We start from the raw sequence: 23,959 nt of genomic DNA, 5'->3' as shown, positions 1-23,959 counted from the left end.
AATTCGCGCCCCTATCGGTCTATTTCCTGTCCTCCTTTCTCCTGTTCCTCTGTTTGGAGCTCACCTCAAGGATCGTAATGAGCAGAAATATCAGAAGCGTCTGAACGACCAGGACGAACGCAACGATGAAATCGGCGTTTCTCAGGGCGATAGTCCCCAGGCCGAAGACCACATTTATCAGAACTATAAAGACAACGGCGAGCTTCCTGTCCCCTATCTGGGCCGCGATCCTGTGGTGGATATGATCCCTTCCCACAAAGGAGAGGAGCTCCTTGAAGCTCTTCACCTGCTTCTTTAATATCCTGGCGACGTTCGTATAGACTATGTCGTATATGAGAACGCCGAAGATTATAAGGGGAGTGGAAAACGAAACGAGGGGATTGTTTTCGGACCACTCCCCCAGGACAGCCAGCGACGCCAGCACGAATCCGAGAAAGGAGCTTCCGGCATCGCCCAAAAATATCCTCGCACTCTTCTTCGGGATGAAGTTGAAGGGAATAAAGCCGAGCACGCCGCCCAAAAGGGCGACCGAGAGCCATCCCAGGTCGGGCTGATCCGTCTGGAATGCGATCACCCCAAGGAAAAAGGAGATGACTATCGTTATCCCCCCGCATAGGCCGTCGAGGCCGTCAATAAAGTTCATGGCGTTTGTTATCCCGACGATCCAGATAAACGTCAGAATGCAGTTCAGCACATTCCCCAGAGGTGTCGGAGGAAAAAGCTTCAGGACAACCCCAGCCACGGCCACAATGCCGAAGGCGGCCGCCTGCAATAGCAGCCTGATCCACTCCTTGACCCCGAAAATATCTTCCAGGATTCCGACGACAAGGATTATCAGCGAGGCCGCCATAACCGAAATGAGCGCCGGGCTGATGACACCGTTTATTATAAGGGAGACGATAAAGGCGACGGCTATGGGAACTCCCCCCAAAATTGGGGTGGCTGCTTCGTGATCCTTCCTGCCCCCTGGAACATCCATGTAGTTTCTGTGTTTGGATATCTTAATGAAAGCCGGCATAAGCATATAGGAAGTGGCGCATGAAAAGAGGAGTATCCATATCCACCGCTCTCCTATTTCGACAAAAAACCTGAAAACGGGGGGGAGAAGAAGAACTATAAAGTACAAAAGGGATAAGAACCAAAAAAGCTCTATCTCCCTTATTTTTTTCTTCAGAGCCATATTTCTATAAATTCCTTTCTTATCAGACTTTCGATGGTCTTACCTCGGCCATCACGTCGACTACGGCCCAGGCAATCATCTCAATCTCGCCGTCGGTCAATGCGGGATATATGGGGATCGAGACGTCCTCATCGAAGGCCCACTTCGTCCCCGGGAGCTCCTCGTCCCCTGTGTATTCATACAGGGGCTTGAAGACGGGCCTCCTCGCTCCTATCCCCCTTTTATTGAGCCCCTTTATTACCTTATCGACCGCCCCCCTTACCTTTACGATAAAGCGGAAATTTATGTCGTCCCCAACAGGAGCCTTTCGGGGCATCGGAATCGAGGCCCTCTCGAACTCCCCACTGTAGTAGGCTGTTATCTCCCTCCTCCTCGAGATGAAGGCATCGAGCCTCTTAAGCTGGCTCCTTCCGAGCGCCGCCTGAAACTCGGTCATCGCGTAGTTGAACCTCACCCCGTCCTCCTCCCTCTCGTCGTATCTGACGAGGTCTCGAATCCTGTACGCGATCTCCTCGCTTTCCGAGCAGACCATCCCCCCCCGGCCGGTGGTCATCACCTTCGTGGCGTAAAAGGAGAAGACCGACAGGTCGCCGAAGGTTCCCAAGGGATTCCCCTTCAGCGCGCCCCCCGTCGCCTGGGCGCAGTCCTCGATTACGGGTGGGCCGAGAGACTTGATCTCGTCCACCGGGGCCGATCTCCCGAAAGGGTGGACGGCTATAATAATCGTCCTACCCCCCCTCTCATCCTTAATCGACTCAAGGGCCTCGGCAAACTCTCTCTCGCCGGCAATCCCGGTATCGGGATCTACATCGGCGAGGACCGGCGCCGCGCCCACGTATCTCACGGCGTTTAAGGGCGCCGCGCACAAGTAGGCGGGGAGTATCACCCTGTCGTTTACCCCGACCTTAAGCGCCAGAAGCGCCAGGTGGATTGCGGCGGTCCCGGAATCGACCGAGACGGCGCCTTCGGGGGATATCCCGATCCTCTTTTCAAACGCCCTCTCGAAGGCTCCCCTCTCATCGCCCACGGTCAACATCCCCGACCTGATCACCTCGGCCGCCCTTAAGGCGTCTTCCTCGTCTATGGACGGCCGGGAGTGGGGGATAATCCCCTTGCCCTTCCCGCCCTTATTTATCGATCCAATCGACATTTTAATATCAACTTCAGACGTTAATGGCCAAGCGCTGGGGCATGAAGGCCTCGGCGTATTTCATCTTCGCCTGTATCCCGCGAAAATTCGCCAGGGAGCGGGCGATCTCCAAAATCGAGATCCCCTCCACGTTGGTCTTCATTATCTGGGACTTATGGGCCATGAGCGCCTGCATCTTTACGTCCATAAATTTTTCGATGTCCACGAAAACGGTCGGCGAAAAATTCTGGGTCGAGGGAACCTCGTAATATAGGACGTTCCTTATGTGTCTCGCGGAGGAATTCAGCGCCATGGCGAGCTCCCTGTGATCCTGATGGGTGTCCTCGTGGTAGTTCACCAATACCATATCAGGATTAACCTCGATGATTACGTCCTCCACCGCCTTTATCAGGTCCTTTTGCGGTGGAAGGGCGGTGTCCTCGAATTCCCCCCAGAAGATCTTCTTGGCCAATACGGTATACTGGGCATCCTTCTGCTCCTTCGCCCTAACCTTTCCGACGCCGCCCCTCTCTCCCTTCGTCAATATCATATAATATATAACATGGCCCTTCCTCGCGTACTTCGCGAGGGTTCCGGCACAGCCGAACTCTATGTCGTCCGGATGCGCCCCCAACGCCAGTATGTTCATGTTCATGTATTCCCCCGAATGTAATCAAGACTCGATTTGCCCGCATTGAATATAAGGTCCACAACAGAAAGATACGGCACAAACTCTCCGAAGAGCTGGGGATAGGCGGGATGCTTGAAATCCTGAAAGACGACCTCTATCCCGGAGTCGGCGTAAATATCAGTATCCATATACTCCCTCCCCCCCGCGCCGGCGAGGTAGGTGTCCGCGCCGAGCTCCTTGACGATCTGAACGAGACGCCCGTCCCTCTCTTCCGGAAAATCCCCCAGCTCCGAAGCGGTGTAAAATTCCGTTTCGATCTTGAGGATCGAGGCGATAAGCCTCACAGTCTCCATGTTGAGGGATGAGAGCCCCTCCCAGGGCCTCGAGAGGAGCTCTTCAAAGGCCCCGAAATACTCGCCGAAAAAGGGGGCCTTTCCATAGCAGGAGAGCACGGCCATGACATGCTTTTTTTGCCATTTGTCGGTATTGTTGATCGCGACCTCGCTGATCCTCTGCCCGTGCCTTTGAAAGACCGGCACGGTAAGCCACTGGGCGCCGCCCGTTCCCTTTATCCTGTTCCTGTTTTGAAACTCGTTCTTCTTGAACTGTACAGTATCGAGAAATACAAAGGCGTCGGCCCTGTCGATCTTGTCGAAGTACCCGAGCCAGGGCAGATACTGCGGCTGGTGAATGGCGACTATCATTCGACCCCCTCGACGATACCCCTTCCCCTTCCCCCGCCTCTGTCATATCCCGATTTTATCAATCTCAATTTATCCTTCCTCCATCAACTCCCTGTAGAGGGCCTCGGTGTTCTTGACCATGCTCTTGATGTCGAAGAGCGACTCCGCCCTGACCCTCCCGGCTCTTCCCATCCTTTCCGCCCTCTCCTTATCCCGGAGGATACCGACACAGGCCTTGGCCAGATCAACGGGGCTCGATGGGGGGACGAGCATCCCGGTAACGCCGTCTTCGACCACTTCCACTATCCCCCCCACGCGGGAAGCCACCACCGGAAGAGAGAGGGCCATCGCCTCCACTATGCTCATCCCCAGCCCCTCGTTGAGCGATGGCATTACCATAAGGTCGCTGGCGGAGAGGAGCCGGGAAACGTCGTCGCGAAAGCCCGGAAACGTAAAATTTCCCCCGACTTCCAGCGCCCTTGCCTTTTCCGTTAACTCCACCTTCAGCGGCCCCTCCCCCACCATCAGGAAGCGAACCGCCCTCGGGGCCATGCCGGAGATGATCTTTTGGGACGCCTTGACGACGGTGTCGTAACCCTTGATCGGCACCATCCTCCCCACGCAGACAATTACAAGGTCTTTATCCCCAAATCCGAGCTCATTGCGAACCCCCCTTCGGTCCGCCGCGCTCCCAAAGGCCTCCAAGTCGATGCCGTTATATATCGTCCTGTATCTGTCTTCGGTGCCTATGCCTCTCTCGAGAAACTCGCGCCTCCCCGCATCCGAGAGGGTAACGATCCTCTGACACCATCCGGCCGCAATCCTCTCCATCAACGTGTAGAACTCGGCCTCCCACCGGGGGAAGTAGCCGGTAAAGATGTTCCCGTGGGGGGAGTATATCACCCTCCGGTGGCCGGCAAGCCTCCCCGCCAGCCTCCCCAAGAAGCCCGCCTTCGATGTATGCGTATGTATAATATCATACCTGTTTTTCCTCATCAAAGCAACCAGCGAGAGGAGACTCAGGACGTCCTTGACCGGGCTTACCTCCCTCGTAAACGTCCTGATTTCGCAAACGTCGATCCCGAGGGCCCTCCCGCAGCCCAGCAGGTCGCTTCCCATAGGGCCCGCCGCCGCCGCAAGGGACTGATCGAACTCCCGGCCGTCAATCCCGTCAAGGAGCGAGAGTAGCGCCCTCGGCGCGCCCCCCTCCTCCATACGCGTGATTACGTGAAGAACCTTTATCCTTCCCCCGTTCTCATTGACTATTCCCCCCATTGCCGTCCGTTCCTCCAATTCTGCACAGCCCGAATTTGTATCAACTAAAATCGATACAGCTCCGTGCATCGATCGCACACGTCAAACCGCCCCCTCTCCTTTACGCGTCTCCTGAAGCGCCTGTAGAGGTGGTCGTTCCAGATCTCGGCGAAGGGGCGCTCCCTGATGTTTCCGATCTTAACCCCCAGGGAGAGACACGGCCGCACGGTGCCGTCCGGGAAGATGTAGGCCACCATCCACGGGCTCTTGCACCTCCCCGAGTAGCTCCTCGGGGAGAAGGTGAAGTTCGTGTAGTAGACCTCGATCTCGTCGTCGGTCAGGTTCGGGTAGACCGTCGCCCCCATCGACTTAGCCTCATTTAGCTTTTCCCTGAGCAGTTTCGTGTCTATGGCCGGAAGCCTGCCCAGTACGAAGCCCGCCCAGTCGTGACTCTCGCAGCCGTACTGCTCCCTCATCTCCATGTTGTGGCTTTTGAGCCTTCCGCCGTCTATAAATATGAGGTGGTGAAAGGTCACCTCCCTCGCCCCGAGGGAGCGGGCACTCTTAACGGTCTCTGGGATTGCGAGGTAGTTGAAGTCGAAGATCGTGCTGTTTACGTTGACCACGGGACGTGTCGTCTTGAGGCGCCTCTTCTCCTCGTCCAGGATCAAAAATCCCTCCTTCGCGTCATCGAAGACCCCCTTCCTCCCCCTAACCATGTCGTGCACATCGGGGGGGCCGTCAAGGGAAAAAATGATCTCGTCCAGTTTTGCGCGCACGAGGTCTTTTGCGTATTTTTTAAGGAGCGTCGCATTAGTGATGATGTTCAACCGCATCCCGTTTTTCTTTATCCGCTCGATGACCTCGATAATCCCACTGTAGAGAAGCGGCTCCCCGCCGAAAAGAGTGATCGCCGGAGGAAATGCGTATGCCCGCTTGAGATGATCGACGAGCACGCCCACCTCTTTAACGTCAAGCTCCTCCCTCAAGACCTCTGGCGTATAAAACTTCGATGAGCCGGTCTCTCCCCACTGGCCGCACATCTTGCAGCGGAGGTTGCACCTGTAGGTCAAGAGAAGGGAGACAGTCTCCGGCGGGGCGCTCCTTCCCCGAAAGAGGAAGTAGCTGAGGCCGGAGCGGGACCTTTGAATGAGGGCCTTCAGGGCATATCCCGGAAATTCCTTAGCCTTTTTGAGCGCCCTTCCGATGTTTCTTATCGGGATCATTTTACCTCTTGCTTCTTCTCTTTAAGGTAATCCTCCCGGTCGACATCGTGGGGGTAATAGTAGTCCGGCTCTCCCACGCTTGAGAGCTTCTCGCATATAATGGGTATCAAGAGCCCTAAAACCACCGCAACAAGAAGGATTGTGAGATAAAACCTCTTTCTCGTTTTTACTTTCTTACCTTTGGATATCGGCATGGCTTTAAACAAATATCTCCCTGAAGGTTTTTATTACGATTTCCAAATCCCTCCCCGTCACCCCCGGATGAACCGGCAGCACAAGAAGGCGCTCGGATAGCCTCGTCGCTTCGGGGAAGGGATCGTGGGAAGCGGAATACCCGAGGTCGTATATTTTATGAATCGGCCGCCCGTACATCCGGGCGGTATCTATCCCCCTTTTGAAGAGGAGCCGGGCTATGTGGTCAATCTTATCTTTTTCCTCTATCATCACCGGGAGGTGATTGTAGGCTGGGGATGCCCCGTCAACGATCGCGGGAAGCGTTATCCCCTCGATCCCTTTCAAGGCGCTGTAAAGGGCTTTTCCGTTTTCGACCCTCCGCTCTATTTGGCCGCCGATCGCCTCGATCTGGATTTTCCCAAGCCTCGCAACAAAGGATGTCGCAAGAGTCGGCTCGAAGTGCTCGTGCACCACAGTGGACTTGAAGGGCTCTATCAGCCTGAAGAGAGGGCCGTATATCGCGGGATTCGTGGCGTAGTGCATTAGAAAGAGCGTGACAAAGAGCATCGGGTTGAATAAGACGCCCGGTGTCGGCAGGGATTCGATCTCCCTCCCGATTTCCCGTGCGATATCAGGATCGCTCGCCGTTATGACGCCTCCCCTGAAGGTCGAGATGATCTTACCCTTGCACATGGAAAAGAATCCAACGCCGCTCCCCCCGCCAACCCTCTTCCCGAACAGCTCGGCCCCTGGTGCCTGGGCGCAGTCCTCGATCACGCAAAATCCCTCCCTCTCGGCCTGCCTTTTTATTTCCGAGAGATCCATCGGAAATCCGAACATATGTACGGGCACCACGGAAAGGGTGTCGCCAGATGTTACATCACCAAGGCGCTTCGGGTCAAGGTTGAAGGTCTTTATGTCAATATCGGAAAGCCTCGTCTTCAATCCGGCCCTCTCTATCGCCAACGTCAGCGTGGGAACGGTATAGGCGGGGAGGACGACCTCGCTTCCTCGATAGAGGTTTTTCAACGCCTTTAAGATGATATAGAGGGCGGAGGTTCCCGAACCCACCAAAAAGGCCCGCCTCACCCCGATGTAATCGGCGAAGGCCTCCTCGAAGGCGGAAATGTCTTTTTCCCCTCCAAGAGAGAGCGCAGAGCGCAGGAGTCCCCCCTGGCTGTTGTAAAAGGAGTTTGTGGGCGCTCTTCTCATTTCTTGATCCTAACCGCCTCTATCAAAAAACCGCTCGGAATCGGCCAGAACCTGTACCTAATCGGGACCTTCTTTACCACGTCAAATCCGAGCTCCGTAAGCCTCCCCTTGACCCTGGATATGGAATATGCGTTTACGGGGAGCCTTCTTGTCGAGGGATCGATGATCGTGGAAAACCTGTAGGCCGTATAGATCAACGGGTCCCTGCGATTCCTTATATCAAAGATGACGCTACCCCCAAAACGGACAACATTGCAGACCGCCCCCAAAATGACAGAGGCCTCGTCCCAGGACGGCTGGTTGTGGAGGGTGTTTACGGTAATCGCAAGGTTGAAGGCCCCTTCTTTGAATGGCAGCGTCTCCCCCCTCGCCACTACAACCTTGAGCCTCCCGGAAAAAATCCCGCCGTCTTTTGAGGGATTGTCGCCCCTTATCCTCAATCCCGCCTCGATAAGCTGCTGCTTGAGGACATCCACCCCGACCAGCGTCCTTACGGAACCCCCGTCGATTACCGACTTTGCCAGAAGCCCCTCCCCCACCCCGACCTCTAAGGCGACGTCGCACGATTTCCCGCGGGCGAGCCCTGCCGCGCACTCCCTTATCCTATCGGAGAGGGGGCCGCTGGAGATGTCTTTTCCCACGTCCCCCCGAAACCTCAGAAATATCCTTGAAATCAAGCTTGAAATACCCACCCCCTGAAGGCTCCCGTCAAATCCAATCGAATATCAAACAAACAAATCTCAAATTTCCTCGAAAAGGGACTTCGTAAAGCCGGAGATCCCCCACAAAATTATCTTCAAGTTTCCCCTCTTCACCGCCTGGATGGGAAGCCTCAAAACGAAGTGGAGGCATTGAAGGGGAAAGACATACGCCGGAAAGTTCTTCCTGTAGAAGCGGCACAGGTTGTGCCCGTACCAGAAGAACCAATCCCTCGTGTCCTTGGGCCTGCACCCTCCCACAGGCTCCAGCAGGTGGACCAGGGAGGCATGAGGGCAAAACAGCATCCCGTACCCCAGCCTCCGAATCCTCAAGGACATATCCGCGTCCTCCAGGTGGGCCGTCCCCCCGAAGCCCACGTCAAATCCCCCCGCCTCTACAAGGGCTTTCTTAAGAAACGACATGTTGCACCCCCTGGCGTGATGGGCGATCGTTGGGACGTCGGAATCGAAGTTCTCGCGGATCAAAAGGCCGAAGAGTCTGATCTTCGCGATCCTCTCCGGGTTTTTCTCCACTTCGGATGGCGGCTCCCCCGGCGGCAGAATCCTTCCTGCGACCCCCCCCACGTTATCCACGCCCTCGCCTTCGTAGGCCGCCACATGGGCGGAGACAAGCCGGTTGTCCGGGACTACATCGTCGTCCAAAAAGACCACGACATCCCCCCTCGCCCTCTTTATCCCAACGTTTCTGGCGTTTGTAAGCCCCGGCTCGTCGATCTTGACGTAGATGATTTTGTCCCGATTCGCCTCGACAAACTCGATTACGGAGTCGTCCGGATCGGGGGTCTGGTCGACCACTATAATCTCGCAGTCGCCGCAGCCGCTCGATAGGAGACGGCTTACGGTGCCGATCAGAAGCTCTCCCCTACCGATAGTCGGGATCACCACCGAAACTTTTGGAACATCTAAAGTCATTATGACAAGTATTATATCATTTTAAACCGATGATTAAAAATCGATTCGACCGTAGACCTCAAAAGGTGCGCGGAAAAGTATTGAAAATCCAGCGAGATCACTTCCTCGACTCCTCATACTCCCGGTGAAGTTCGGAGATCTCCTCGGCTCTCAGCCTCCAGTCGAACGTGCGCGCCCTCTCAAGACCCCGCCTCCCCATATCCTCGGCCCTCCTTGGATCATCGATAAGCCCGATTACCGCATCAGTTAGCCCCCCGGCGTCTTCCGGGTCGACGAGTATCCCGCTCCCGCCGTCCTCGACGGCGAACACCGCCCCGCCGCTCCTCCCACCCACCACCGGCTTTGCCGACGCCCCCGCCTCGATGAACGATATCCCGAATCCCTCGATCGAGTCGGTGGAATCCTTCACCTCCCTGTTCGGCATCACGTAGATGTCGGAGAGCCTGTAGTGATCCGGCAGCTCTGAATCCACAACCCTCCCCGCAAATATCACGCTGTCATAAACGCCCTTGTCCACGGAGAGCTTTTCAAGGGACCTTCGGTAGGGCCCGTCCCCGACGATTAGATAGACTACGTCGGGGTGCTTCTTTAAAATACCGGGGAGGGCCGAGATCACCGTGTCCTGACCCTTCCTCGGCGTCAGGCGGGCCACGGTCATAAGCACAGTCTTCCCCTTAACCCCGTACCTCTCCATCATCTCCATCGGCGGCTCCCCGGGGGAGAAGGTCTCGGTATCCACCCCAGGGATTATCTCTACGATCTTCTCTGCCGACACACCGTAGTCTAAAAACTCCTCCGTGATCACGGGGCTGACGGAGATGATTCGGTCGGCGCCCCTGATCAGTCGGTCGATTAAATACCTGTGGACGGGGCTTCTCATGTAGATCGGCTTGGTCTCGTCCCCGTAGACCCAAATTACGTAGGGGATGCCGAATATCTTTTTTAAAACATACCCGATGGCTCCGCCGTTAAGTATCTGCCCCGCATGGATCAGCCTTACCCTGTGGCGCAGCGCGAGACGGAGGGCGTAAAAAAACTGGATGGCGAAATTGACGGCCTTTATAAAAAGCGAGTTCACGGGAATCGCGGGATACCTGATCGCGCCCCTGCCGCTCTCTTCGTCAAAGTCCCTTCCCCCTTCCACCCCAGGCGCCAATATCAGGTCTTCACCATCGGGGAGGAAGAGCCAGATCCGATAAAAGAGGGTCGATATCCCGCTTATCGTCGGCGGGTAATCGTTTGTCAAGAGAATCGTCTTCACGTCTAACCCGTCTTCTTTCCAAAAAACTGAAGCATTACTGTCCGTCTATGATCTCAAGGAGCCTCGTTGCCGTCCGCCTCCAGCTGAAGTTCTTTAAGATCAGCCTCCTCGCCCCTCTCCCTATCCTCTCCCTCAATTCATAGTCGTCGATAAGGGCCGCTATCGCACCGGCCAGTTTTTTAGGGCTAACATCCTCTATGAAGAAGAAATCCTCGCCGTGGGTCAGCGGCACGTCGAAGAGGGTCTTGTAGTTTCTTATCACCGCACCCCCCGAAGACATGTATTCAAGTATCTTCATGCTGTTTCCCCACCTCTTCGGATCCGTCGTCACGAAGATCAGTACCGAAGAGGCCCGAACGAAGTCCGGTATCTCACTGTGAGGCCTGACGCCGAGAAAGAAGACCCTCTCCAAAAGCCGATTTTCTTCGGCGATCTTCCGGCAGAGGGGGAGGTCGTGGCCGTCACCTATCATGAGAAAATCGACGTCGCCGCGCTCCCATGCTACGTATTTAGAAGCCTCCACTATTGATCTGGTGGAGGAGTGGGGATAGAACGAGCCGACGAACGTGACGTAGCTCCTCTTCGGATCGAGCTTAATCCCCCCAAGCCGAGAGATATTTTTAATTACGCGGCCCTTTTCTCCAGGCGAAAAGAGGTCCGTATCAACGCCGTTGGGCACCACATACGTTCTCTCTACATCGAGATTGTACATCTCGACGTGTCTCTCTTTGAGCTCGCTGGAGGCGAAAACGAGGGCGTCGGCCAGCCCGAAGTTTATCCTCTGCATGAGGCTGAAGAATCGTATCTTCAGCCTTGAGGTGCCGATGATCCTGAGATCATCCACAAGAAATCCGTTAATCTCGACAATCAGTGGTATTCCGACAAGCTTGCAGGCGACAAACAGGAAAAATATAAGGCTCATCTCGCGGCAGTAGAGCGCCCTCGGCTTGAGTTTTATGCCGTAAAAGAGAATATACACGGGCAACAGGAGGAAGTACAGGTACTCGCCGACGATCCTGACATTTAAGGAGGGAACGTAAACCACCCGGCATTCGGGCGGAATCTTAAATGGAAATCTGGACGGGCAAAAGAGCGTGACCGATCTGCCCATATCGACCCAGTTGTTCACCACCTCCCGAATGTGGACGGTCCACGCCACCTCCTTGGTCAAATCCTCGTAACAGGCGTAGAATATATGACCGCCCTCTTTGACTTTTCTCCTCACGCTCCCCTCACCGAGTGTTTCATAAAAAGATTTTTAAGCCTCCCCGCCACATCCACGATATTGAACTTCTCAACGACCCTTTTTCTCCCCTCAACGGAAAACCTCCTCCTAAGGTCGCCGTCCGTAAGGAGCCTCTCTATAGCTTCCGCCAACGCCTTTGTGTCCTTTTCCCCGACCAGTATCCCGCTTTTCTCGTTATCAACCAGCTCCGGGATCCCGGATATGTTTGTCGATATAACGGGGACGCCAGCCGCCATCGCCTCCATCATGGCAACCGGGATGCCGTCGTGGTGGCCGTCCGGCGCAGTGATGCACGGAAGGACAAATAGATCGGCCCTCCGGTAATATTCCATTATCTCGCTGTTTTTTACCTCCCCGGCAAACTCCACATCGATATTAAGCCTTGAGGCCTCCCTCGTCAGCAGGTCCCTCATCGGGCCGTCGCCGACGATCACGAGCTTCCTATTCAGCCTTTTAACCTTATCGCTGGAGCACGCCTTCAGCAGGAAGGGTATACCCTTCGGGGGAACGAGGGCCGCAACCGTAAGGATGATCCGGTCCCCGTCCGGCGTCGAATCGGCCCCCCCGTCCGGGCGAAAGCGCTCCGTGTCCACACCGCAGGGAACGACGTGGAAGTTCCCGCCGTCAAGGCCGGTCTTTCCCATCAGGTGCCTCCTGTTGAACTCGGATATGCACCTGACGAAGGCCGCCCTTCGACACTTCTCGGCTTGAAACCCCCAGTCTATCGGCTCCCTGTAGAGGTCGTAGCCGTGGCCGGTAAAGGCGAAGGGAATCCCGGTCAGCTCAGACACAACCATCGCCGAGGCCGCGGGCCCCGTGGCGAAGTGGGCGTGGATGATCACAGCATTCCTCTCCTTTATCCCCCTTGCCATGGCGATGGTCGAGATCGCAATCCGCCATCCGGCGTACCTCCTCATTCGACCGAAGTGGGGACGGATCACAAAGGGTCCCCCGAAAAACCGCCCCGTGAGATTCAGAATGTCGCGGCCGAGAGATCTCTTCTTCGGTCCCGCGTAGGGCGAAAAATCATTATACACCGCGGGATTATTCGGGTTGATGTCTATTTCGACTCCGATATTCCTCAGGGCATCCATCTCGTAGGTCAGCCAGCCCGGCTTGATCCCCTCCAATATGTACGCGACCTTCATCTTTTTCCTGTCTCCGCCGTCAATTGGTCAAATATCCCGGCGAGCCTTTCGGCCTGTCTCCGCCTTTCGAAACGCCTGACGGCCTCGATATTCGGCGAAAAAGTGCCCTTACCCTTCATCTCGGCTATCTCCTCAATCGCCCCTCTGAACTTGCGGCGGAGGGCTTCAGGGTTGTCCTCGCTGATTACAATCCCCGTTTCCGTCGACCTCACGAGGTCAGCGGCCTCACCGGGGGGAACGACGGCCAGGATGGGACGCCCCGCCGCCATATATTCGAAGAGCTTCCCTGTGACGTGATACGAGGCTTTCTCATCGGCCGTCACCACCACAAGGTTGCAGTCCGATCGGGTGACGACATCGACAGCCTCGCGGTGGGTCAGGTACCCCAGAAATTGGACATTATCGCCGAGGAAGCTCCTGATCTCCGCTTCTATCTCCTTATCCATCACCCCCACAAACCTGAAGAGCAGCCTCTCCCTGAGAGATGGCTCTTCCCTTAGGATGCGCCTTACCGCCAAAAAGAAATCCTTCGGGTAATTTCCGCCGTAAATGGAGCCGGAGTGCGTGATGATTAATTTGTCTGAATCCACCTCCCGGGCGCCGTCTCCGCCGAAGTCATCCGGGTCATAGCCGTTATATATCGTGACGAGGCGATCTGGATCAACCCAAGGGAGCTCCCCGTAACTCTCCTTTGCCCTCTCGGTGATGCATATCGTACGATCGGCGTCCCTCATCACCGCCCTCTCCATCATTCGATTGATCGACTCGATCCATCCGTTGGAGGGTTTGTAGAGATAATTCTTAGTCCACGGATCCCTGAAGTCGGAGACCCAGGGGAGCCGGGTAATTCTCTTCAACAGGAGGGCCGCAAGATGGGTGCTGTGGGGTGGCGATGTGGAATAGATCAACCGGATGTCATGTTTTTTGACCATCCGAAGAGCGCCGAATAGTATCGATAACGCCCAGAAAATCTTGTCGTCCGGGATGAAGACGTTTTCCATCAATCCCTGGGCAAATCCCCTCGAGGTGATCCTTTCGAGGGCGGAGATGAAAAATCCGGGCCTCAAGGGCGAAGACCGCCTTACAATCGTAGATTCCGGTATATCTTCGTGGAGCGTCTCGTCCCGGGCCCAGTAGTTCTTGTCGTCCGCGGCAATAACCAGCCCTTCCCACCCGAACTCGGGGAGGTACTTGACGAACTTGACCGTCCTCTGGACTCCGCCCCCGCCCATCGGCGGGAAGTTATACGACAGAAAAAGGACATGCCTCAACAAAACACCTCAAAAAAAGGGAATTTGAAATCCCAGCCATCAATTAAATCTTCACACACTGTCCAGGGAAAATCAACCTCGATAAAGAATATATCGACAGGTTTCGCGAAAGACTACCGCGCACTCCCCTCGATAACCTCCGCGATTTTCCGGTACGCGGCGTCATGCGAGCATTTGAGAATCACCGTCTCTCTCGCCGCCCGGCCGAGCCTATCCCTCAAGTCCCGATCCCTGATCGCCGGTTCAAGCTTTTGGGCGAGGTCTTCGGGATTCTTCGCCTCAAAGATGATACCGTTTCCCCTGCCCCCTCCCCTTCCTTGAGGAATTATCACCTCCGTTATACCCGTAATCTCTGGCACCACGACGGTGAGACCCACCGACATCGCCTCGAGCATCGAGACGGGAAGCCCTTCCGACAGGCTCGAAAGCACGAATATATCGGAACCCCTCAGTCGATCCCTAAGCGGTCTCCCGTATAGGCTCCCCGCAAAGGTGACGAATTTCACAAGGTCCAGATCATCTGCCAGTCTTTCCAGGTTCCCCCTCTCTTCCCCTTCACCCACAACGGTCAAATGAAATTTGACCCCCCTCTTTTTGAGGATGCTCAACGCCTCCAACAGATAGGGGTGCCCCTTAACAGGGTGCAGTCTCCCCACAATGACTATATCGACGACCCCTTTTTTGTTCCTTCCTCCTTGGTGGGGAGAAAAGAAGTCCGTGTCCACGCCGTACGGTATCACCTTTACCGACTCCCCCGCTTGATTTCCCGCAATCTCCACGATCTTCTTCCTGTTGTATTCTGTCGGCGTTATTACGCCCTCGGCACCCCTCAATAGCTCGGCGGAGTCTTTGGGGGAAAGTAGAAGGAGGTCGGAGCCGTGGGCCGTAAAGGTGTAGGGGGTGTCTACGAGTATCGAGGCGATCCGGGCCCTCGTTACTGATATGGACAACATATGGGCGTGGATGCGCTTTATACCGATGGTCTTCAGAACAAGAGCCGCCTCCAGCGATTTAAAAACGAACCTTATCCCGTAGAGCTTACGATATTCAGAGAAAAGGCCGAGGACAACCTTCGGCTTGAGGAAAAGAAAAAGGACGGCGGCAAAAATCCAGCCAGGATACAAGAGGGAAAACCGCCTGTAATTGTAATCGCCCAGCTCGGCAATGGAGCTTGGGACGTTCGAGCTGTCCATATCCCATATGGGAAAGATGTAGACATCATCGCCCCTCTTCCTCAAAAACTCTATCTCCGTGCAAATGAATGTGGTTGATTTTTCAGGGAGGCTCTTGAGGAAGTACGCAATCTTCACCGCTTTTCCTTGACAGTAATCTCATCTTTGGACTTCTCGATCTTTGACAGCAGAAAGATCGTCGCCATAAAGAACCAGAACGGCTCCATGATCCTGACGATAATGAAGGTCGCAGCCCCTATGGAATGGGCGAGAAGGGCCAGCGTTGCCAAGAGCATCCCAAATGAAAGGCCCTTGAGAAACTTGTCCTGAGCCTCCTTGAATGTGAAGTAGAGAAAGACTATTATCCTATAGATCAGGTAAAAAAAGGCGGTAATCCCCAAAAGGCCCGTCTCCGCCAGTACCCTGAAATACATGCTGTCGATTATCCCGACCCCCGTAACGCCCCAGCCCAAGAGCGGTTTTTCCGCCCATTTTGAAATTGCATACCTAAAGGAAGTGATCCTGGCGGATGTAGAAGGATCCAGCCCTTTGCCCAGAAGGGTCTCGGTGCCCTCATAACCGGGATAAGGGACGAAGGTCTCGGTCACCCGTCCCTTGACCTTTTCCGGGAGTACAAAGGGCGAAAACACCAAAAAGACCAACAGAAGAGCGGCAAGGATGACCTTCTTCTTTGAAAAGAAAAACAGGGTTACAAACATCGGTATCACCGCGATATACGAGCTTCGTGACAGGGTGAAGATAAAGGGGACCGAGAGGAGGGCGATCACGCCGATGAGATACCTCTTGATCTTCCTGTCCTCAAGTGTCATTAAAAGCCCGGCCGAGACGGAGATAATAAGAATCAGATAGCCTCCAAGGGTGTTCGGCTCTCCCGATGTCCCCTCGAACGGGGCGCTCACCCTCACCCCCTGGGGGATCTGGATCATTGCGTAAAGGGCGGTAAATATCGCGACAATAAACGCCACCACTATGAAACGCTGTATTTGGCTTTTGTCCTCTAAACTGCTGACGAACAGAAAAAAGACGAGGAAGTATTCCATATATTTGAATACATAGAGGAGGCCCGAGAGGAGGCTGACCTCTCCGACCAGCGACCCCCAAAGGGTAGAGAAGAGGGTGGCGAAAATGTAGATCAGTATCGAGTTGTTGAGGGGGGTCTTGACTATAAGTCCGAGCCCCTTATATATTGTGGTTTTGAGTATCCATGAAAGGAATACTATTACTATAACCACGTCCTCAATCCTGATTACGAGGCTTCGCTCCTCTTCGAGTCCCCCTCCCACTGAAAACTCCGGCGAAAAGAGCATCGCGAAGATTATCAAATAGAGAGCCATCTCCGTGTTGAAGAAACATATCGCCGAAGAGATGATCCCGAGGAGCAGAATCATCATCTTGAGCTCAATCTGGCCGGAGAGAAAAAACGCCAGGATAGCGATGAAAAAAATCATTACCCCGAACAACAATATCGTGGGAGTGTTCAATTCCCCCGTTGAATTGTCCATTTTAGGCGCTTTCATGACAGGACCCATTTGGGCGATGGGTTTTTTGGGGAGCTATTTCGTTTTCCTCTTGAAGAGATTTGAGATCCCATTTTTTGCGGAGTTCAAAAGATACATCATGTTCTCCTTTGTAATCATCTCCTTCAAGGCCGCAAGATCTTTCGGCTTGGGGCTCTCTTTCTCTTCGCTGTAATAGTACTGATAGTGATATTCGTAATAATCCGGGCCGTATTCCGGCCTCACGCCGTTTAAGATCACCCCTACCACATTCGCTTTGACCGCCTCCAGATGCAGTTTGGAGCGCTTGAGAACGCCCCTTGCGATCTTGCCCACCTCGTAGAGCAAGATGACTCCTTCGATCTTTTGGCTCAGGAGGACCGCATCCGTCACGGGGAGCACCGGAGTAGAATCGAAAATCACAAAGTCGTAGCTTTCCTTTACCTCTTCTATGAACTTGGACATCTGCTGGGAGTTGATCAGTTCCGATGGATTGATGGGGAAGGTCCCTGAAGTAATTATGTTGAAATTCGACAGCTCGGGAGATTTTATAAGAACGTCCATATCGATGCCGCCCAGCAGTATATCGTTGATGTCCCTTTTCACTTCCTTCCAGTTCCGGCTGGAAAGGATGATGTCCGACAACCCCGGGGACTTCTCTATTCCAAAGATCTTGCCTATGGTGCCCCGGCGCATGTCCGCCTCGACCAAAAGGGTACGATACCCACCCTGGGCAAGGGTGACGGCAATATTGATGCAGTTTATCGTTTTCCCCTCCTGGAGGGAGGAGCTTGTCACCATGAATGTTTTCGTCCCCTTTTCCTGATTAATAAAGAGGATGTTCGTGCGAAGACTCCTGTACGCCTCCACAACCTGGGACTTCGGGTTCATTAAAAAGACGAGCGGGGGCTCCGAATCCCCCTCCTTTTCTTTTGCCTCCTCTTCCCCCGGAACGCCCTTAATCGATGCAACATACGGAATGACCCCGAGAACCGGAATCTCAAGATAGCTCTCAACATCTTCGATGGTCCCTATGGAGGTGTCCATGTTTTCTCTTACGATCGCGAAAAAGATGCCGAGAAACAATCCGATAAAAAGGCCCATAAAAAACGAGGATCCGATCTTCGGTGGATTGACCCTCTTTTCATTGACAAGGGCCGGCGTCACCTCGGATACCTCCACAATCTTGCCGGATTCCTGGATTAGAATCTCCTGGTATTTTGAATTCAGCTCGGAAAAGAGACCGCTCTGAAGCTCCACCTCCCTCTCGAGCCTGACGAGGGTCAGGCTGTCGTTCGGATATTCCGCTGTCTTCTCTTTATACTTTTCGATATCCTTCTTCAGTATCTCCATGTCCTTCTTGTTCGTCTCTATCCTTGCATAAATATCCGAACGGATCGAGCCTCTCAATTTTGAGATTTTATTGTTTACGTCCACGACCTTCGGGTGACGCTCCGTGTACGTCGTGAGATACTTGTCCCGCTCTATCAGAAGCTCCTGAAGCTCCAGATTATACCTGTTGAGGGTGCTGTCCCTGTCAATTTCTCTGAGCTGAAACATGTTCCCCGATGAGCCCTTCGACGAGAGATTACTCCTGTAATAGACCAGGGTCTGGTTTTCACGATTAAGGGCCTCATGTTTCCTTTGGAGGTCATCGAGAGCTTTCAAATCCATCAAGGCCTGACTGTCCAGAGAAACGATTTCCTTTTTGTTTTGAAAATCCTTCAGCTCATCTTCGGCCTTATTTAATCTTCTTGAAAGCTCTTTCAACTGTTTCTCGATGAACTCCTTTGTCTTGATGGTTTGCTCATTTTTTAACTTTATATTGTACTCTTTGTAGCTTTTGGCCAGGGCATTTGCAATATCGGCGGCCATAACCGGATCTTTGTATATTACAGTAATATTTATTATATCCGTGCCCTCTTCCGGCTCGGCCTTCACTGCCGCCTCGATCATGGAGATATTGCTCATATGCTCCTTGGAGTGCAGGATCGTGTCATTTTCCTGTTCCTCGCTCATATCCCCAATACTTATAAGTCCGACCTCTTTTGCGGCCTCCTTTAATACAGGGAAACTGGTAATGATCTTCGTTTGAGACTTGATATTGCTGTAAGGCGAGTAGTAGAAGCTGGGCATCATCCCTACAAGAGACCGACTGCTGTCGTATTTAACCTTCGCCACCGCCTTGTACATGGGAGGGGGCGATTGAATCAAGGCAAATAAAAAGCTCAGGACGGAAAGGGTAACGGTCGAAAAAATAATTATGTTCTTGCGCTTTCTTACTATCCTGATCAGGTCTTTCAGTTGTATCTCATATTGAGCCATAAAAAATTCCCTTTTCGTAGTCTTTAAGGAAATACAACTCTTGTCGGAAACATCAAGAATTCAAGTATGGGCATAATCTGCCTTACAAAATAGTTGACGTTTGCGATCGTTGTGGAAGGCAGAAAGATGATGTCTCCGCCCTTAAGATAGATGTTCTGGGTCAGGTCGCCCTTTTTCAACATCTTTCTGAAATTCGCAACAACCACCTCCGGGTCTTTGTTGTAACCCCTGATCACCAGGACATTCTTAAGCTTTGCGTCCTTTGTCGGCCCACCCGCCGAAGCGAGTATTGCGGCGAGGGTCAAGCCGTCTTCAAAGGTATATGCCCCCGGGTTTTTGGCCTCCCCCAAGAGGTACACAACTTCCCTTATCTTTACAGTAAGCATGGGAGAAACGTAATATTCCAACAGGACCTGTGTCAGGTGCTTGTCCAGCTCCTTATTTGTCATTCCCAACACGTTGATGTCCTCGAAGAACAAAAAGCTTATCGTTCCCCTCTTTGTGACCTGAACCTTGTACTCCTTCAGCTCCCCCTCCTCCCAGAGGTTTATATCGATAAAATCCCCGGGCTGAACCCTGTGTTCGTAACGGCTCGCCTCCGTCGGCAACGAGTGAACGGGGCCGGCAGACGTGCTTCCCATCGGCGTACACGACACGGCGGCCGAAAAAACAAGCAATACGGAAGAACAAATGATTCCGATCTTACAAAATATCTCTGTAAAACTTTTTCTTTTTATATATGATTTCATTTAGCTCTATTAACCCTCCAACTGATTTTCGTCGACGGGCTCTACAATATGTATAAGATGGGCCTCCATAAGATTAACGATCTTCGGGGTTTTAAGTTTTTTACCGTCGCTGTCGTAAAGTATCTGCACAATCTGCCGAAAATGCGTTTCCCCCGTTCCCGCGATTACCCTCCCGACTTCTTTACTGTTGAGTCTTACATAACTGCCTACGGGGAAAAGGGTTACCTCCTCAAGGAGCGCCTTAATTATTTCGCTGTTGTATTTACCCTTCATATTCTCGACGATGTCCTTCATAACGTAAAGGGGCAAGATCCGCTTCCTGTAAGGTCTGTCCTGGGTCATCGCCTCGTAAGTGTCCGCGAGGCCGATTATCTTTGCATGTTGATGAATATCTTTTCCGGTCAATCCCTTGGGATAGCCGGAACCGTCCTCCCTCTCATGCTCCTGAAGGGCGATCAAGGACAGGTGCTGATACCCGTTTCCGAACTTCTTGAGAAACTCGCTCCCCTTATCCGGATGGGACTCTATCTCCCTCACCTCGCTCCTTAAGAGCTCCTTTTCATTACTTAAAATATCTTCGGGTATCAGACCCAGACCCACATCGTGGGTAAGTCCGGCCAGTGCAAGCTCATTGAGCTCCGCCCCGCTCATCCCGATCCTCCTTCCGATCTTTATCGCGATAATCGTCGTCCAGAGGGAGTTATAAGAAAGATTTGTGTAATCATAGCTGTTATACATCTGGGCCATGAAGATATTCTGGTATTTATCAATGGAGTTTACCAATCTCTTGGCGTGCAGGCTTAGCGGAATAATATCAAATTTTTCGCCTTTTCGCATGGAAGAAAACATATTGTCGAGAAGCTCGTTAAGCTCCGACAAGATTAGAAGCGCTTCCTTCTTTTCGACTTCCGTCGGGGCTCTCAAATACTGCGAGATCTTCTCGCCTAGAATATCGTCGGGAGTGAGAATATCGCTGATTGCAACATCTTTACCCTGACTGTTTAACCCGCCCTTCTGCTTTTTATCTTCAAAGATATCCTGACCCCTTATGATATCTGATATTTTTACCAATTTTTATTCTCACTTAATAAATTACTAATAATGGATGAATCCACATATTTACTCTTCATGTTCCATCCCACAAGCAGACCCATATCGCAGATATTGTTTATCTTTCTTGGTGTTCCGCCGGAGTAATTGAAGATCTTTTCCATAGACTCGATAGTGAAGACGTTTCTGTTTAAACCCGCCCTCTTCAGACGAAATTCAATATACTTTACCATCTCCTCATAAGAGAGGTTCTGAAGGTGATACTTTATAGCCACCCGCTGCTCGAACTGAGGTATCGAATTCACAATCTGTTTTAACTCCGGCTGACCGATGAGTATTAGAGTCAGGAGGAAGCGGTCGTTAAGCTGAAAGTTCAGAAGGAGTCTTAACTCCTCAAATGTCTCTTTGGTCTCAATCAGCTGCGCCTCGTCAATGACAATTACGGACTCCTTGTCATCGGAGACGTTCTTGTAAAGGATACGGTTCAAATGGTGAAGCATGTTTGTCTTCTTCTGATCGACATTCTCTCCGGTAAATTGATATATAATCTCCTGTATAAAGAGTAGGGGGGTCAATTTAGGATTCTCAATGAGCGCAACTTCAAAATTTTCCCTCGGAAGACGCTGGATGAGCGTCCTGGAAAGGGTGGTCTTCCCGCTTCCGATCTCTCCCGTAAGCATTACACACCCCTTCCTTCGGGAGATGCCGTAGAGCATCCTCGAAAGGGCCTCCTTGTGCTGCGGGGATTCATAGAGAAAGGACGGATCGGGAACATTCTCGAAAGGAGCGTCTATTAATCCCCAGTATGACTTATACATCTTTCAAATTCAAACTTATCTGTTATATACTTTTCTCTGTTCTGTCCCTGCATCAGAAAAAATATATATTGGCTTTCAGTTATTTGCCTTAATAGAAATAACAAAACAACAAAAGGCACTACGTGCTAAACGCCTTATATCGCCTAATATTTTTGCAGAATCGGACTAAAAACATCAAGTTATTCACAATATATACTAAATTTTATAATATATCAACATAATTTTAAATAATTTCTCTTAATTTATCTATTTTTCATAGCAAATGCAGGTTTTCCCTGATATATCCGTCAAGTATTAGGGTCGCCCTTCGCATATTATACAAGAAAAAAAACAGCGGAACCACCGTCCCCGGATGACTCATAAAAAACCTTATAGCCCTCACTATCTCCGCCTCTCCCTCCCTGTTTAGCAATCCGGAAAGGTTCGGTATTTCCATAACCAGGTCGTCCGATATGACCCTAATTCCGATGCACGGGAGGCCCTTCTCTGCCGCAATCCTTCCGATGTAAAGGCTCTCCATGTCGACTATCGGGGCGCCCAGCCTCTCTCCGATCTCCCTTTTTCCGTCTACCGATCCAATAAATTTGTCAACGGTAAGGACCGTTCCATCATTCCCAAAGCGGGTTGAAAACAGCGGCTCCGGCTTGATGAAGTCGACATGTTCACCCGATTCCGACAAGGCCCGGGAGTACACCACAACATCCCCCACCACGAGATCGGGTGTGAGGGAACCGGCATAACCGGTTATGATTATCAGCTCCGGATTATACGAGTCGATGAGCAGCCTGATCGCCCGTTCGGAGCCTTTTTTCCCCACGCCGGAAATAACGACGATTATTTCCCGCCCGTTGACCGTCCACTCGTATATCGGATTAGAAGAAACAACGCCCTTTCCGACGGACCGAACCTCCTCCATATCCTTTATTAAATATTTGACTTCCCGTTTAAGGGCCGCTATTATTCCTATCCTCTTCAAAACCGATTTTCAAGCTTCCAATGGAAAAAAAAAGATAAGCGACATAGACAATATATTGTGAACTTTCGTTGGATGCTAATCCTATATATTTATCCATATTTTCCGCAAAAAGATTTTCATTCAGGATTTGTTTCTTAAAGCGATTTCTCTGAGGCGGAAAAAGAATTGGTATATATTAACGTGAGCCGCAATCTTCACCTAAAAAAGTGGAGTAAGGTATCTTGAATAGATTTCCCCGAGTATTTTACAGCCTCGTGATAAATGAGACAAGATGTCTGAAAACTGCCCTAATAAGGCCAGTTAAACCTGCCCTATTGCATACCCGTTTTCCCTTAAATGTTTAAAGGTTCTAAAAGTCGCAACGACGCCATCCAACGGTTTTATCGGCCTAAAGCTTATTTCAAGTCCTTGACAAGACGAAAGCCCACATTAGGGAGGGCCACATATGGGGACGGACCCTCGCATCTTTTATAAACGGAGAGCCCCTCTGAATGAGAGAGGTAGTCCCCGCCCCTGATTACGTGATTCTCCCCGACCTCCGGACCCCCGGGATTCATCTCGGGAGAATTCCTGTAGTAATTAGCCGCGTAAAAATCATTTACCATCTCCGCCGCGTTTCCCGCCACGTCGTAAAGGCCGAATCCGTTCGGGGGATAATTGCCCACAGGGGCGGTTCCCATCTTTCTTCGCCCATAGTTGGCGTTGATCGTGTTTATATCGTCCCCCCTGGGATATTTCATCGAAGAGAGACCGCCCCTGGCCGCCTTTTCCCATTCCGCCTCCGTGGGGAGCCTCTTTTTCATCCAATCCGCATAGGCCTTGGCCCCGTAGTAGGTCACCATCACCACGGGGTGGTTTTCGCAACCCAAAACGGGCTTGAAACCACGGCCCACCTTTTCGATCTTGCACCCCTCCCTGCCGATATATATCCAATTCGCGCCACCCTCCATCCTGTTCCCCTTTTCGTTCAGGAACTTTGCGAAATCGGCATTGGTAACCTCGTACCTGTCGATGAAGAAGGCCTTGAGATAAACGGTGTGGGCCGGTTTTGCGTCGGCCCCTCCCATGTCGTCTCCCATGACGAACGGCCCCTCCGGGACGAGGATCATATCCTCATACTCCCCCGCGGTCGAAACCACAGCGGCCGCCGTGAAAAGAGATATAGAAATGATCGCTATGAATATACCAAGCAACAGCTTTAAGCACCTCACCCGCATAATCCCTCTCTTAATATTTCTTTTCATTTTTTAAGTCGAATTTAAATCAAAAGAGCGTCGAGATGCTTAAAAAATAAGGGAATCTACTT

At 52.3% G+C, this 23,959-nt stretch carries 22 protein-coding genes; all 22 read right to left on the bottom strand.

The window, feature by feature from the left end; all coding sequences use genetic code 11:
• Positions 1-19: 19 nt before the first annotated feature.
• Positions 20-1,180 (bottom strand): undecaprenyl/decaprenyl-phosphate alpha-N-acetylglucosaminyl 1-phosphate transferase, encoded by a 1,161-nt coding sequence (locus tag JW984_08855; GenBank protein ID MBN1573288.1) that lies wholly within the window; start codon positions 1,178-1,180, stop codon positions 20-22.
• 22 nt (positions 1,181-1,202) lie between these two features.
• On the bottom strand, positions 1,203-2,330 hold the full coding sequence (locus JW984_08850) for a DegT/DnrJ/EryC1/StrS aminotransferase family protein (protein MBN1573287.1): 1,128 nt from the start codon (positions 2,328-2,330) through the stop codon (positions 1,203-1,205).
• A 13-nt stretch (positions 2,331-2,343) separates the two neighbouring features.
• Complete coding sequence (locus JW984_08845; GenBank protein ID MBN1573286.1) at positions 2,344-2,964, bottom strand: PIG-L family deacetylase; 621 nt, start codon at positions 2,962-2,964, stop codon at positions 2,344-2,346.
• Entirely contained in the window at positions 2,961-3,644 is a 684-nt protein-coding gene (locus tag JW984_08840; protein ID MBN1573285.1) for a WbqC family protein, read from the bottom strand. Before JW984_08840 ends, JW984_08845 begins: the two co-directional genes overlap by 4 nt.
• Before the next feature lie 69 nt (positions 3,645-3,713).
• Positions 3,714-4,898: a glycosyltransferase family 4 protein gene (locus JW984_08835; protein ID MBN1573284.1), complete on the bottom strand. Its 1,185-nt coding sequence runs from the start codon at positions 4,896-4,898 to the stop codon at positions 3,714-3,716.
• Positions 4,899-4,942: 44 nt separating this feature from the next.
• Positions 4,943-6,103: a radical SAM protein gene (locus JW984_08830; GenBank protein ID MBN1573283.1), complete on the bottom strand. Its 1,161-nt coding sequence runs from the start codon at positions 6,101-6,103 to the stop codon at positions 4,943-4,945.
• Positions 6,100-6,309, bottom strand: a complete 210-nt coding sequence (locus JW984_08825) for a hypothetical protein (protein ID MBN1573282.1) — start codon at positions 6,307-6,309, stop codon at positions 6,100-6,102. The genes JW984_08830 and JW984_08825 overlap by 4 nt, the downstream gene beginning before the upstream one ends.
• Positions 6,302-7,489, bottom strand: a complete 1,188-nt coding sequence (locus tag JW984_08820; GenBank protein ID MBN1573281.1) for a DegT/DnrJ/EryC1/StrS family aminotransferase — start codon at positions 7,487-7,489, stop codon at positions 6,302-6,304. The genes JW984_08825 and JW984_08820 overlap by 8 nt, the downstream gene beginning before the upstream one ends.
• Entirely contained in the window at positions 7,486-8,166 is a 681-nt protein-coding gene (locus tag JW984_08815) for a class I SAM-dependent methyltransferase (GenBank protein MBN1573280.1), read from the bottom strand. Before JW984_08815 ends, JW984_08820 begins: the two co-directional genes overlap by 4 nt.
• 63 nt (positions 8,167-8,229) lie before the next feature.
• A complete protein-coding gene (locus tag JW984_08810) occupies positions 8,230-9,120 on the bottom strand; it encodes a glycosyltransferase family 2 protein (protein MBN1573279.1) in 891 nt (296 codons plus the stop codon).
• Between the two features lie 97 nt (positions 9,121-9,217).
• Positions 9,218-10,381 carry a glycosyltransferase family 4 protein gene (locus JW984_08805; protein ID MBN1573278.1) on the bottom strand — a complete coding sequence of 388 codons (1,164 nt, stop codon included), beginning with the start codon at positions 10,379-10,381 and terminating at the stop codon, positions 9,218-9,220.
• Between the two features lie 34 nt (positions 10,382-10,415).
• Positions 10,416-11,606 carry a glycosyltransferase family 4 protein gene (locus JW984_08800; GenBank protein ID MBN1573277.1) on the bottom strand — a complete coding sequence of 397 codons (1,191 nt, stop codon included), beginning with the start codon at positions 11,604-11,606 and terminating at the stop codon, positions 10,416-10,418.
• Positions 11,603-12,775, bottom strand: a complete 1,173-nt coding sequence (locus JW984_08795; protein MBN1573276.1) for a glycosyltransferase family 4 protein — start codon at positions 12,773-12,775, stop codon at positions 11,603-11,605. The genes JW984_08800 and JW984_08795 overlap by 4 nt, the downstream gene beginning before the upstream one ends.
• Positions 12,772-14,046 carry a glycosyltransferase family 4 protein gene (locus JW984_08790; GenBank protein ID MBN1573275.1) on the bottom strand — a complete coding sequence of 425 codons (1,275 nt, stop codon included), beginning with the start codon at positions 14,044-14,046 and terminating at the stop codon, positions 12,772-12,774. Before JW984_08790 ends, JW984_08795 begins: the two co-directional genes overlap by 4 nt.
• Positions 14,047-14,159: 113 nt before the next feature.
• The gene (locus JW984_08785) at positions 14,160-15,356 is read right to left on the bottom strand and encodes a glycosyltransferase (GenBank protein ID MBN1573274.1); all 1,197 of its coding nucleotides are present in this window, start codon (positions 15,354-15,356) and stop codon (positions 14,160-14,162) included.
• Positions 15,353-16,756: an O-antigen ligase family protein gene (locus JW984_08780; GenBank protein MBN1573273.1), complete on the bottom strand. Its 1,404-nt coding sequence runs from the start codon at positions 16,754-16,756 to the stop codon at positions 15,353-15,355. Before JW984_08780 ends, JW984_08785 begins: the two co-directional genes overlap by 4 nt.
• 36 nt (positions 16,757-16,792) lie before the next feature.
• Positions 16,793-19,060, bottom strand: coding sequence for a polysaccharide biosynthesis tyrosine autokinase (locus JW984_08775; GenBank protein ID MBN1573272.1), 2,268 nt, complete (start codon positions 19,058-19,060; stop codon positions 16,793-16,795).
• Between the two features lie 23 nt (positions 19,061-19,083).
• On the bottom strand, positions 19,084-19,701 hold the full coding sequence (locus JW984_08770; protein MBN1573271.1) for a polysaccharide export protein: 618 nt from the start codon (positions 19,699-19,701) through the stop codon (positions 19,084-19,086).
• Between the two features lie 117 nt (positions 19,702-19,818).
• Complete coding sequence (locus tag JW984_08765; protein MBN1573270.1) at positions 19,819-20,880, bottom strand: HD domain-containing protein; 1,062 nt, start codon at positions 20,878-20,880, stop codon at positions 19,819-19,821.
• Positions 20,874-21,677, bottom strand: a complete 804-nt coding sequence (locus JW984_08760) for an AAA family ATPase (protein MBN1573269.1) — start codon at positions 21,675-21,677, stop codon at positions 20,874-20,876. Before JW984_08760 ends, JW984_08765 begins: the two co-directional genes overlap by 7 nt.
• Positions 21,678-21,930: 253 nt before the next feature.
• On the bottom strand, positions 21,931-22,653 hold the full coding sequence (locus JW984_08755) for a hypothetical protein (GenBank protein ID MBN1573268.1): 723 nt from the start codon (positions 22,651-22,653) through the stop codon (positions 21,931-21,933).
• 395 nt (positions 22,654-23,048) lie between these two features.
• Entirely contained in the window at positions 23,049-23,897 is an 849-nt protein-coding gene (locus JW984_08750) for a formylglycine-generating enzyme family protein (GenBank protein MBN1573267.1), read from the bottom strand.
• Positions 23,898-23,959: the final 62 nt, after the last annotated feature.

This window comes from Candidatus Zymogenus saltonus (assembly GCA_016929395.1).
GTDB classification, from domain to species: domain Bacteria; phylum Desulfobacterota; class Zymogenia; order Zymogenales; family Zymogenaceae; genus Zymogenus; species Zymogenus saltonus.
This window is presented reverse-complemented; position numbering and strand designations above follow the sequence as displayed.